The following is an 11938-nucleotide window of genomic DNA, read 5'->3' as shown; positions in this document are numbered from 1 at the left end:
GCGGCGCCGGTCGACCGGTGGCGGCGAACCCGGCCGGCGCGTCGAGCCGGGGCCGCGGCCCCGTGCCCTCGACGCCGCTCGCGCCGTACGCGGGCGCCGCGCCGCGGGCGGCGTCAGGTCGGCAGCGACTCCGCCTGGGACCGGATCACGTCCCAGGCCGCGGGCGGGGCGTCGGCGAGGGCCGAGTCGCGCAGGGCGCCGAGGGTCCGGGCGGTGTCGGCGGCGCGGGGGACGCTCGCGGCGAGGAACTCGTGGCCGTCGCGCAGGGCGACGCGCAGGACGGCCGTTCCGTCGTCGTCGTGCAGGGCCGAGGCGACCACGAGGGGCGGTGCCCCGCCCGCCTCTCCCGCGCCCTTGAAGAACGCGCTGGCGATCGGATCGCGCCACCCGAGGCTGAGCAGCAGGGGCCGCTTGGCGATCAGTTCGGCGAGGTCCGTCTCGCGTACCCCGTCGGCCTCCAGCACCGTCGCCCGCGCGTCCAGCACGAGCGCGGCGGGCAGCAGGCAGCGCAGGGTGCTGCCGACGACGTTGCCTCCCACGGTCGCGCTGCGCCGGACCGCCCCCGTGCCCACCTGCGAGGCGGCCAGCCGCAGGGCGTCCGGCATCCGGCCGTCCATCCGGTGCAGCACCACGGCGGCGCCCACGCGGCCCCGCTCCAGGACGTTGGCCTCGGGCAACTCACGCAGGGACATCGCCTGTTGGGGGAAGCCGTCCCGCTGCCAGGTGGCCCACAGGAGGGTCGCCCCGCCGATCGGCACGGCCCCCTCGGACAGACACTCCCGCGCTTCCGGCACCGACGTGGGCAGACGCAAGTGCACCGTGACCACCCTGCCTTTCTCGTGAGTCGACGGGGCCGTGTACGGCGTGTTTCGGTCACGTGCCCCGCGGTAAGACAATCTCGCTCTCGGGGGGCGCGTACAGGGCTCACACGCGCACGCGGTCCAGCGCCGCCCACGCTCCGCGCGGTGGGTTCCGGCCACCTCAACCGCCGCCGCGCGGGACGGGTTCCGACCGTCGACGGCACGCCGCACCGGCGAGGAGCGGCTTCCGACCACCCGTGGTCCGCCGTACCGGCGAGCAACGGCTTCCGACCACCCGTGGTCCGCCGTACCGGCGAGCAACGGGTTCCGACCACCCGTGGTCCGCCGTACCGGCGAGCAACGGCTTCCGACCACCCGTGGTCCGCCGTACCGGCGAGGAACCGGTTGCGGCCACCGCGCCCCGCCGTACCGGCGAGGGGCGGGCGGCGGCCGGGCCCGTCAGGTGTTCTCGGCGGCGGTCGGGGACGCGGTGTGATCGGGGTGGCCGCGCGTGCGGCGGGCCTCCTTCAGCTCCGCCTCGTACAAGTGCGGCCGGCCGTCCGCCAGTTCGCGCACGGCGTCCGCCTCCAGTGTGCGGAACGGCCGGTGGTAGGTGGCGTCGTACGCCTCCACGATCTGGAAGGTCCAGTGCCCGGGGATGACGTTGCGCCCCAGGATCTCGGTGCGGATCCGGTCGGCCCACGCGTGGTGACCGGCCCGCTCCAACAGGTCTACCGCCTCGTCGAGTTGCAGGTCCGCGCTGCCGGTCAGCTGGTGGAAGCCGTAGAGGCGGCCCCGGGCCCGTTCGGTCGTCTCCAGGGCCTTGGACAGCGCGCCCAGCGCCTCCACCGTCCGGTCGTCGACTCCGGCGGGGCGCCGCCGCACGAGGGTGTCGTCGGGGGTCTGCTCACGCTCGTCCACGGGTGTCCTCGCTCTCCTCGGCGACGCTCCGGCGCGCGGTCCGGTCGCGGCGGGCCGGGAGCCGCTGCGCGAGGGCCCCTGCGGGCGGCCGGTGGCGGTGCAGGGCGGCCCGCGCCGCGTTGGCCCCGGGCGCCCCTTGGACTCCGCCGCCGGGGTGGGCGCCCGGCGCCCTGACCCCCTCGGCGCACCATCTCCGCGATCCACGCCGGTGCGCAGGGGGACGTGCGGCCGGGGGACGTCGGGTGGTCCTTGAGCACCCCCAGGCGCTCCCCGACGGCGAGGGCGCGGGCGCGGTGGGCGGGGTCTTCGATGCCGATGCGGGCCAGGCAGTGGCCGTCGAGGGGCATCTGCTGCACCCCGTCGTGATGAGCTGGGCGGTGCGCCTGCACCCCGTCGTGGTCGCGTCGGCGGTCGTCGGCGGGGCCGTCGCCGCGGGGGTGATCGGTGCCGTGGTCGCCGTGCCGCTGACGGCGGTGGCGTGGTCGGTCCACCCGGCGCTGCGCGGACCGGACACCGGCCCCGGACCGGTGGGGTCCGGGGCCGGCGGCGACGCGTAGCGGCGTCGTCCTCGTCCGGTCCGCGGGCTACTCGTCGTCGGAGGTCGTCTCGCGCGTACGGCCCGGCTCCGGCGGGGTGCCCTGCTTGGCGCGCAGGTGCAGCACGTCGCCGATGAACAGGTCGTAGAGCAGGACGCCGATCACGCCGCCGACGAGAGGGCCGACGATCGGGATCCACCAGTAGGCGCTGAACGAGCCCGACAGGCTTCCTGGGAACGCCAGGTCCTTCCAGCCGGCGATCCAGGTGAACAGCCGCGGGCCGAAGTCACGGGCCGGGTTGATGGCGTATCCCGCGTTGGCGCCGTAGGACATGCCGATCGCGGCCACCACGAAGCCGATCACCAGCGGTCCGAGGTTCGCCTTGACGGCCGTGTTGCGCAGGTCGACGACGGCGACGATCAGCATGACGAGGAAGGCCGTGCCGACGATCTGGTCGATGAGCGGGCCCCAGATGCCGCCGTTGAAGTACGGCGCGGGGAAGGTGGCGAAGATCGAGAACGAGGCGAGGGTGTGCCCGCCCGTCTTGGGCCCCTTGCTGGCGTCGTCGAAGGCGTTGATGGCGTCGTGGTAGACGGCGTACACCAGGGCGGCCCCGGCGAACGCGCCGACGATCTGGGACGCCCAGTAGGGCAGGACCCTGGCCCAGGGGAACTTGCGGCGCACGGCGAAGGCGAGGGTCACCGCCGGGTTGAGGTGCGCGCCGCTGACGCCGCCGGCCACGTAGATGCCGAAGACGACGGCCATGGCCCAGCCCCATGTGATCAGCAGCCAGTCTCCGGCGCCGAGGAAGAAGGTGGTGGGTCCGGCGGTGCGGCCGGAGCCGGGCAGTGCGGCGACGGCCATGGCGACCACGCCGACACCGAAGGAGATCAGGACGAACGTGCCGAGGAACTCGGCCAGGCACTCGCCCAGCAGACCCCCGCGGCGCCTGAGCCGAGAGGGTTTCACCAACGGCGGGATCTCCACGGCCATGCGAGCCTCCCAAGCAGTCGCGCGGTGCTGTCCTGCGGCCGCGCGCCGCCTCACCGGGCGGCGCGCGGGGAAGCACCATCGGGCCTTCGTTTCAAGGTCGTCGTGGGACGACTCTCCATGGGTATCGCCCCGCGGCGGCGGCGGCGATCGGAGAGGGGCCGTTCGGGTGGGATGCCGGGCTCGGGGGATCGGGCGGCGCGGGCGGCCGGGTGAGCCCCGTGACCCGAAGGACGCGGTCGGCGTGCCGCTCAGGGCCGAGCGGGGGGCGCGGCCGTGACACGGGCCATCGGATGCCGAAGCCGGCGCCACCTCCGGGATTCCCCCGCTTCGGCAGGGGGGCTGCCCCCACCGGCGGACGCCTGCCCGCCGGATGGATCACCCGTGCCCGGCGTCCGTAGCGTGACAACGCCCGGACCGAACGTCCGACCCGTCGTCCCACCCGCCGAAAGGACCGCCCTGATGGCCGTGTTCGCCCCACGCTCCGGCAAGCGCCGTGCGCACCCCTCCCGTTCACGTCCCGCCGCACGCGGCGCGGCAGCCGTCGCGCTCGCCGTCGTCGGGGCCCTCGGGGCCGGTGCGCTGCCCGCCGCCGCGGCGCCCGGCCCCCTCGCCCGCTTCCAGCAGCAGCGCCTGGACTGGCGCAGCTGCGTCCAGGGGCCGCAGGACAGCGCCGGCAAGGAGCTGGAGCGGGCGGGCGCCCGGTGCGCGGACGTGACGGTCCCGCTGGACTACGCGGACCCGGACGGGCGGACCGTCACCGTCGCGATCTCCCGGATCCGGGCCACGGACACCGCCCACCGCGTGGGCCCGCTCCTGCTCAACGGCGGGGGACCCGGCGGACCCACCCTCGGCGACCCGCCCTGGGTGCGGGCGGCGATGAAGGACGTCGGCCGGCGCTACGACGTGGTGGGGGTGGACCCGCGCTTCGTCGGGCGCAGCACTCCGCTGGACTGCGGCTGGCCCACCGGCTCCTCGATCCGCGGCGCGGGAGCGGACCGGGCCGGGTTCGACCGCGCGACCGCCTTCGCCGAGGACCTCGCCCGCCGCTGCCGCACCCGCGCCGCAGACGTGCTGCCGTTCGTCAGCACCCGCAACACGGCACGGGACATGGACGTCGTCCGGGCCGCGCTGGGCGATCGCAGACTGTCCTACCTCGGCTATTCGTACGGCACCTATCTCGGCTCGGTCTACGCCACGATGTTCCCCGACCGCGTCGACCGGATCGTGCTCGACGGCGTGGTCGACCCCGGCCGCTACGGCCCGCGCTTGCTGCGCGGCACCGAGTCCGCGAACAGCGGTGCCCTGCGCCGCTGGGCGTCCTGGGCCGCGGGCCGTGACACGGCGTACGGGCTCGGCAGCACCCGGCAGGCGGTCCTCGCCGGTGTGGAGCGCGTGCGGACGGCGGCCGGGCGCGCGCCCCTGCGGATCGGCGACCTGCGGGTGGACGAGAGCGTGCTCCCCCTGGTCCTGTTCACCGGCCTCTCCCAGGACAACGACACCGCGTACGGCGACCTGGCGCGGGCCGTGGGCGATCTGCGCCGGGCCGCCGAGGGGCGGGCGGTGACCCCCTCGCTCTGGCTGGCCGAAGCGCTCGCCTTCCTCCTGACGGGGGCCGACTCGGCCTACGGCAGCGCCCAGACGGCGATCCTGTGCGGCGACGTGGCCGCGCCGCGCGACCCGCAGGTGTACTGGCGCGACGTCCAGCGGGCGCGGGCGCGCGACCCGCTGTTCGGGCCGGTCACCTACGGGATAGGCCCGTGCGCCTTCTGGGCGCCGCCGCGCGAGGAGCCGACGGCGATCCGGGACGACGTACCGGCGCTGCTCGTCAACGCGACGGGCGACCCGCGCACGACCTACCGGAACGCGGTGACGCTGCGCCGCGCCTGGCCCGGTTCGCGGCTCGTCACCCTGCGCGGCGCCGACCAGCACGCGGTGTACGGCGTCTTCGGCAGCGCGTGCGTGGACCGTGCGGTCAACTCCTACCTCGCCACCGGTGTCCTGCCGCGCCGCGATCCGGTCTGCGCGCGCACCGCGCCCTGAGCCCCACCCGCCGCCCCTGCCGGACGCGGTGTCGCGTCCGGCAGGGCTCGTCCGGAGGCGGTGTCGTGTCCGGACGGGGCCCTGCCGCCAGAGCTCCGGCGGCCGTGGTGGGCGCCGCCGTCACATGGGCCGCGGGCGGCGCGTCCTGGTGGCGGGGCCGTCGTGGCGGGGCCGCCAGCCGTCCGGGCCCTCGCCCCGCCATTCGATCAGCGCGGACTGCCGCACCCAGTCGTCGTCGACGTCCTCCAGACCCGCGAGGCGCAGGAACTCGACGATGTCCAGCAGCCCGTAGGCCAGCCCCACGAACCGCTCGTTGACGCGGACGCGGCGCCCGCCGTCCTCGGCGAGCGGGTAGATGACGATCGGCTGTGCGCTGGCCATGGGACCAGGGTGCGGTCTGGTGCGGACGCGCGCACGCGGGGTGGGCTCCCGCGCCGGCGGGCCGGGCGGGCCGCCCGGGGGCGGCCGATCAGGGGGTCGGGCCGGTCGCCGTCGCCGCGTCGATGCGCGTGCGCAGCGTGGCCGCGAAGTCCTCCGCGCGGGCGAGCTGCGTCCGCAGATCCGCGACCCGCCGCCGCGCGGCCTCCTCGAAACCGCGGACGCGTTCCAGCAGCCGCTCCCGTTCCCCGGCGGAGACCTCTCCCGCGTCGAGCCGGTCGGTGGCGTCCAGCAGTTCGCGCATCTCGTCCAGGGTGAAGCCGAGCGGTTTCATCCGCCGGATCACCATCAGACGGGTGACGTCGGCCTCGGTGTAGAGGCGAAAGCCCCCCTGGGAGCGGGCGGAGGGGACGACGAGGCCGGTCTCCTCGTAGTGCCGGATGGTGCGCAGGGACAGCTCGGTGCGCGCGGCGACCTCGCCGATCTGCATATGGGTGCTGGCCACGGTCCTTCTCGTCCCCGGGGGTGTCGCGTCGCAGGCCCGCCCGCGTCCCCGTACGACGGCCGGCCGATCTCTACCCTAACGTCAGGGTAGAGTTCCTTGGGTGCCGGCCGGGTAGACCCCGGCCCGCCGTCCTTCACGGTACGGGCGTCCGCGCCCGGCCGTCGCCGTGCCGGGGCCGATGCCGCCCCCGGTGACACGGCGGCCCGAAGGCGGCCGTCAGGCACCGCGGCCCCCGCGGCGGCCCGCCCGGCGGGTAGCCCGCGGTCCCGCCGTGCCCTGTCTCCGCGCTCCCCGGCCCGCCGCCGGGGTGTGCCCGATCACGACTGGTGAGCTGCTTCGTTGTCCTCCTCCGTACTGTCCCCCGTCGCGCGGCTGCGCGCCCTGCGGCCCGAGTGGCTGCGCGACCCGAAGGTGTGGCGCACCGAGGTGCTGGCCGGCCTGGTGGTCGCGCTGGCGCTGATCCCCGAGGCGATCTCCTTCTCGATCATCGCCGGGGTCGACCCCGCGGTCGGCCTGTTCGCCTCGTTCACGATGGCCGTCACGATCGCCGTCGTCGGCGGGCGCCGGGCCATGATCTCCGCGGCGACCGGGGCGGTGGCGCTGGTCATCGCGCCGCTGAACCGGGAGTACGGACTCGGCTACCTCGTCGCCGCGGTCATCCTGGCCGGTGTCGTGCAGGTGGTGCTGGGCGCGCTCGGGGTGGCCCGGCTGATGCGGTTCGTGCCGCGCTCGGTGATGGTGGGGTTCGTCAACGCGCTGGCGATCCTGATCTTCATGGCGCAGGTCCCGGAGCTGACGGACGTGCCCTGGCCCGTGTATCCGCTGCTCGCCGCCGGTCTCGCGCTGATGGTGTTCTTCCCGAGGATCACGACGGTGGTCCCGGCCCCGCTCGTGTCGATCGTCGTGCTGACGGTCGTGACGGTGGCGGCCGGGATCGCCGTGCCGACCGTCGGCGACAAGGGCGAACTGCCGTCCGCGCTGCCGGTACCGGGACTGCCGGACGTGCCGTTCACCTGGGAGACCCTCGTGACGATCGCCCCGTACGCGGGAGCCATGGCGCTGGTGGGGCTGATGGAGTCGCTGATGACGGCGCAGCTGGTCGACGAGATCACCGACACCCGCTCCTCCAAGACCCGCGAGTCCGTGGGGCAGGGCATCGCCAACATCGTCACCGGCTTCTTCGGCGGGATGGGCGGCTGCGCGATGATCGGCCAGACGATGATCAACGTGAAGGTGTCGGGCGCCCGCACCCGGTTGTCGACCTTCCTCGCCGGGGCGTTCCTGATGGTGCTGTGCATCGTCTTCGGGCCGGTCGTCTCGGACATCCCGATGGCCGCCCTGGTCGCCGTGATGGTGATGGTGTCGTTCGCGACGTTCGACTGGCACTCGATCGCGCCGGCGACGCTGCGCCGGATGCCCGCGGGCGAGATCGCCGTCATGGCGATCACCGTGGCGGTCGTGGTCGCCACGCACAACCTCGCCATCGGCGTGGTGGTCGGGTCCGTCACCGCCATGATCGTCTTCGCCCGGCGGGTCGCGCACCTCACGGAGGTCACCGCGGTCACCGACCCGGACGGCTCGCGGGTGGTCCACCGGGTCACCGGCGAGCTGTTCTTCGCGTCGTCCAACGACCTCGTGGGCCGGTTCGACTACGCCGCCGCCCCGGAGAAGGTGGTCATCGACCTGTCGGACGCCCACATCTGGGACGCCTCCTCGGTGGCCGCACTGGACGCCGTCGCGACGAAGTACGCCCGGCGGGGCACCACCGTGGAGATCACCGGCCTGAACGAGCACAGCGCCCGGCTGCACGGCCGGCTCACCGGAGAACTGACCGGCGGTCACTGAACCGGCGGCGGCCACCGGCGGCGCGGCCTCGGATCGCGCCCCGGGCGGGCCGCGGGCGACCATGACGGCAGGGGGCGCGGTGCGGCCTCGCGCGCCCGCCGGTCCGGGAGGTGACCACGCGGCGCACGCTGTTCCCCGTCGTCTTCGCGCTGTGCGCGGACCTGAGCAACGTCGTGGCCCGACGGTCCGGCGGCGCAAGGCGGCGCTCACCGTGCCGCGCTCGCGGGGGCTGCGGGCCGGGCTGATCCTCGATCTGCTGCGCCGCCCGGAGTGGCTCTGCGGGATTCTCGCGGTGACCGCCGCCGCCGTGTGCCGGGCGGTGGCGCGGGCGACCGGGCCGCTGACCGTGTCGCGCACGGCGCTGAACGCCGACCTCGCGGCGCCGGACGGGGAACGCGAGGCCGCGTGAGAGCCCCGGAGCCACGCCGACCCGCCGCTACGGGGGAGAGCGGCGGGCCGACACCCCCATGGTGCCTCAGCGGCGGCCACAAAGCACGCCCTTGGCCGGAACCGGTGGTCCCCCTCCGGATGTCCGCGGCGGCGCGCGACGGCGGTCACGCTCCCGCACCGGCACGGCGGCCCGCCCCCGCCGACCGCCCCACCGTGCCCGCCGTCAGGCCCGATGCCGCCGGGCGCCCCCGGGTCCTCGGCCAGGCGACCGGGAACGCCGCGCACGTGGCCGCTCGGGTCCCGGAGGCGGCGCGGGTGGCCGGGTCCGGCCCGACGCCCCCGTACCGCGCGGCCGTGCCGGACGCCGGGGCAGGGCCCGGTCCGCCGCGGGACCGGGGGGGGGACGGCTGAGCGGCACGCTTTCTGACGGCGGCACGCTTGCCCACTGCTGCACACCCGCTGACTACGGCACACCCTCTGACGGCGGCACGCCACGACCCGGTCCACCGCCGGATCGAACCACCGGAGGCGGTCGCGCGCGGGTGCCGGCACCGCGCCCTGCGTACCGTAATCGCCTGGCGTGCGCGGGCGGGAACGGCGCAGACTCGTGGGCATGGCGGACATGGGAGCGTTCCGGGAGGCCGTCGCGGCCTGGGCGGCGGGTGGACCGGACGAGGACGCGCGGGAGCTCGCGGAGCGGCTCGACGTCCGCACGGCCGTCCTGCTGGAGGGACCGAGCGACGTCGCCGCGGTCGACGCCCTGGCCGCGCTGCGCGGCCGGGACCTGGCGGCGGAGGGGGTCTGCGTCGTGGCCATGGGCGGGGCGATGAACGTCGGGCGGCACGCGCGGCTGCTGGGGCCCTCGGGGCTCGGTCTGCGCCTGACCGGGCTGTGCGACGCGCGCGAGCGCCCCTTCTACGCGCGCGGCTGGGCGGGCGCCGGGGCGGCGGAGCAGCACTACTTCGTCTGCGTGGCGGACCTGGAGGACGAACTCGTCCGCGCGCTCGGTGTCCCGCGCGTCGAGGAAGTCGTGCGGGCCGAGGGCGACTTGCGCCCGCTGCGGACGTTCCAGAGCCAGCCCGCCCAGCAAGGCCGCGACGCCGGAGGCCAGTTGCGGCGGTTCCTCGGCACGAAGAAGGGCCGCAAGATCCGGTACGGCCGTCTCCTCGTGGAGGCGCTGGAGCCCGGTCGCGTCCCCGCCCCGCTCGACGCCCTGCTCGCCGACCTCTGACGCACCCGCACCCGCCTCCTCCAGCACGTGACGGTCGGGCAGGGAGGGTCCCGCGTGACCCCTGTGACTGGTGATGCGGCGGTGCCGGGCCGGGCGCAGACTGGACGGATGAGTGGCACCCACACGGAGCGTGGCGGGGCCGCGCCCGCGGCGCGTGCGACGCCGCGACAGACCGTGGCGCTGGCGGCGATGATGTTCGCCGTCGCGATGACGTTCATCGACCAGACCATCGTGTCCATCGCCGCACCCGAGATCGTCCGCGAACTCGGCCTGTCGGCCTCCGGGATGCAGTGGGTGGTGAACGCCTATCTGCTCTCCCTGGCCGCGTTCTTCGCACTGGGCGGCCGTCTCGCCGACCTGTTCGGGCCGCGCCGGATCGTGCTGATCGGCACCGTGGTCTTCGTGGTGTCGTCCGTCCTGTGCGGCTGCGTCCCGAAGGGCGACGGGGCCCAGGCGTGGCTGATCGCCTTCCGGGCCACCCAGGGGTTCGGGGCGGCGCTGCTCTTCCCGGCGGCGCTCGCCGTGGTGGTGGCGGTCTTCCCGAGCGAGCGGCGCGGACGCGCGCTCGCCCTGTTCTTCGGTGTGACCGGCGCGCTGACCGCCATCGGGCCGCTGCTCGGCGGCTGGCTCACGGCCTGGACGTGGCGCGCGGTGTTCTGGGTGAACGTGCCCGTGGCGGTGGTGGCCGTCGTGCTCACCGCCCTCGCGCACATCGCCGACCGCAGGCGGACCGGCAAGCTCGACGTGCCCGGTGCCGTGCTGATGGCGCTCGGCATGGGCCTGAGCGTCCTCGGCTTCCAACAGGCGTGGGCCTGGGGCTGGGACAGCGCGGCGACCTGGGGCTGCGTCGCGGGCGGTCTGCTCATCCTCTACGGCTTCGTCCGCTACGAACGCGGGGTCCGCGACCCGCTGATCGACCTGCGGGTCTTCCGCGACAGGGCGTTCACCGTCGACGCGTTGGTGCTGTTCTTCGCGATGCTCGCGTTCGTCCCCCTGTTCTTCTTCGCCTCCGTGTACGCGCAGGTGTCCCTGAGCGCCTCGCCGAACCAGGCGGCGCTGTACCTGCTGTACTTCTTCGCCGGGTTCGCGATCGCCTCCCAGTGGGGCGGCCGCATCCTCGACAAGCGGGGCGCGCGCCCGGCCCTGAAGATCGGCACGGTGGTCGGCGCGGTCGGGTTCGCCCTGTGGGCGGGCAAGCTGACCGATCTGTCGATGCACGACCAGTGGCCGTACGCCGCCCTCGCGGGCGCGGGCATCGGCTTCATCCTCGCCCCCGCCTCGACCGACGCCGTGAACCGGGCCATCGGCCCCTCGTACGGCGAGGTCACCGGCATCACCCAGACCGTCCGCAACTTCGCCGCCAGCGTGGGCATGGCCGTCTTCGGCACGATCCTCACGCACGTCACGAACTCCCGCATCACGCGCACCCTCGAATCGCGCGGCCTGCCGCCCGGCCAGGCGCGGGACGCCGCCCGCAGCATCAGCGAATCCGTCACGGGCACGGGTGACGCGAGCCCGCCGACGGGCACCGGCCCGACCGCCGAGGTGATGCGGAACGCGATGAGCGCGATCCGGACGGACTTCGCCGAGGCCAACCAGTGGGTCTTCTACGGCATGGCCATCGCTCTGGGCGTGGGCTACCTGTGCGCGCTGCGCCACCCGGGCGGCCGGGCCCTGACCCCGCGCGAGCCGGACACGGAACCCGTGGACACCCCGGCGGCGACGGACCGGCGGCCCGGTCGACGGGCGGGTTCCTAGGCGCCGTTGGGCACACCGGGCGGTGGGGCACTGTCGTGTCGGAGGGAGCGGCCCACCGGCCCGCCCTGGGGCAGGGACCGTGCGATCCACGCGGCGACCGACCGAGTCAGCCGTCCGCCGCCTGCCCTCTGCCGCCTGCCCTCTGCCCTCTGCCCTCTACCGTCCGCCGTCCGCCGTCCGCCGTCCGCCGTGCCAACGTCCGGACCCGGCCGTGTGCGTCGCCCTCGGCGGGATCGTCCGCGCGCCGGGCCCGAGCGCGTACGAGGTGGACGGCCGTGTGCGGGCCGGTGACGGGGGCTCAGGCGTCCGGGTGCGTGAGCCGTTCCAGGCGTTCGGCCGCCGTCCTGGCGCGGCGGCCTGCCTCGCGCACCCGGCGCCCGCTGTCCCTGGCCCGCTCACGGGCCGCACGGTCGTCGGCGCGTGCCCTGCCGAGGTCGGCCTCGGCACGGTCGAGGTCGGCGGCCAGTGCGCTGACCCGCCGCTGCGACGCGGCGACGTTCTCGGCCGTCTCCCCGGCCTCCCGGGCGGCGTCGGCCGCCTC

The 11938-nt window shown here is 75.4% G+C and carries 9 protein-coding genes and 4 pseudogenes; 6 read left to right on the top strand and 7 right to left on the bottom strand.

Annotation, left to right across the window (positions count from 1 at the left end):
* Positions 1 to 113: 113 nt before the first annotated feature.
* The 3 genes and pseudogenes from SZN_RS31085 to SZN_RS42900 form a co-directional block, all read right to left on the bottom strand.
* Positions 114 to 818 (bottom strand): FAD binding domain-containing protein, encoded by a 705-nt coding sequence (locus SZN_RS31085; RefSeq protein WP_043734079.1) that lies wholly within the window; start codon positions 816 to 818, stop codon positions 114 to 116.
* Positions 819 to 1259: 441 nt separating this feature from the next.
* Positions 1260 to 1721 (bottom strand): hypothetical protein, encoded by a 462-nt coding sequence (locus tag SZN_RS31080; protein ID WP_007502821.1) that lies wholly within the window; start codon positions 1719 to 1721, stop codon positions 1260 to 1262.
* Positions 1722 to 1900: 179 nt separating this feature from the next.
* Positions 1901 to 2053: pseudogene (locus tag SZN_RS42900) on the bottom strand (DNA alkylation repair protein); the annotation flags it as partial.
* Positions 2054 to 2056: 3 nt separating this feature from the next.
* On the opposite strand from SZN_RS42900, the pseudogene SZN_RS31075 reads away from it, so the two are divergent.
* A pseudogene (locus SZN_RS31075) lies at positions 2057 to 2278 on the top strand (AI-2E family transporter); the annotation flags it as partial.
* A 27-nt stretch (positions 2279 to 2305) separates the two neighbouring features.
* Here SZN_RS31075 and SZN_RS31070 read toward each other — a convergent pair.
* A complete protein-coding gene (locus tag SZN_RS31070) occupies positions 2306 to 3250 on the bottom strand; it encodes an MIP/aquaporin family protein (protein WP_007502818.1) in 945 nt (314 codons plus the stop codon).
* Positions 3251 to 3709: 459 nt separating this feature from the next.
* On the opposite strand from SZN_RS31070, the gene SZN_RS31065 reads away from it, so the two are divergent.
* Positions 3710 to 5290: an alpha/beta hydrolase gene (locus SZN_RS31065; protein WP_007502817.1), complete on the top strand. Its 1581-nt coding sequence runs from the start codon at positions 3710 to 3712 to the stop codon at positions 5288 to 5290.
* Between the two features lie 120 nt (positions 5291 to 5410).
* Here the strand turns inward: SZN_RS31065 and SZN_RS31060 are convergent, their stop codons facing one another.
* Both SZN_RS31060 and SZN_RS31055 read right to left on the bottom strand, forming a co-directional pair.
* On the bottom strand, positions 5411 to 5671 hold the full coding sequence (locus tag SZN_RS31060) for a hypothetical protein (RefSeq protein WP_007502816.1): 261 nt from the start codon (positions 5669 to 5671) through the stop codon (positions 5411 to 5413).
* 88 nt (positions 5672 to 5759) lie between these two features.
* Positions 5760 to 6158 carry a MerR family transcriptional regulator gene (locus SZN_RS31055; RefSeq protein ID WP_007502815.1) on the bottom strand — a complete coding sequence of 133 codons (399 nt, stop codon included), beginning with the start codon at positions 6156 to 6158 and terminating at the stop codon, positions 5760 to 5762.
* 354 nt (positions 6159 to 6512) lie between these two features.
* On the opposite strand from SZN_RS31055, the gene SZN_RS31050 reads away from it, so the two are divergent.
* The 4 genes and pseudogenes from SZN_RS31050 to SZN_RS31030 all read left to right on the top strand — a co-directional run bounded on the left by SZN_RS31050 (position 6513) and on the right by SZN_RS31030 (position 11397).
* Complete coding sequence (locus SZN_RS31050; protein WP_007502814.1) at positions 6513 to 8018, top strand: SulP family inorganic anion transporter; 1506 nt, start codon at positions 6513 to 6515, stop codon at positions 8016 to 8018.
* 110 nt (positions 8019 to 8128) lie between these two features.
* Positions 8129 to 8367: pseudogene (locus SZN_RS39275) on the top strand (DMT family transporter); the annotation flags it as partial.
* Between the two features lie 654 nt (positions 8368 to 9021).
* Complete coding sequence (locus tag SZN_RS31035; RefSeq protein WP_043734075.1) at positions 9022 to 9639, top strand: TOPRIM nucleotidyl transferase/hydrolase domain-containing protein; 618 nt, start codon at positions 9022 to 9024, stop codon at positions 9637 to 9639.
* Positions 9640 to 9747: 108 nt separating this feature from the next.
* Positions 9748 to 11397 carry an MFS transporter gene (locus tag SZN_RS31030; RefSeq protein WP_050815147.1) on the top strand — a complete coding sequence of 550 codons (1650 nt, stop codon included), beginning with the start codon at positions 9748 to 9750 and terminating at the stop codon, positions 11395 to 11397.
* A gap of 298 nt (positions 11398 to 11695) precedes the next feature.
* Here the strand turns inward: SZN_RS31030 and SZN_RS41660 are convergent.
* A pseudogene (locus tag SZN_RS41660) lies at positions 11696 to 11938 on the bottom strand (hypothetical protein); the annotation flags it as partial.

The organism is Streptomyces zinciresistens K42 (assembly GCF_000225525.1).
Taxonomy (GTDB): Bacteria; Actinomycetota; Actinomycetes; order Streptomycetales; family Streptomycetaceae; genus Streptomyces; species Streptomyces zinciresistens.
Note: the sequence above shows the minus strand (reverse complement) of the source record. Positions and strands in the feature narration are given on the sequence as shown.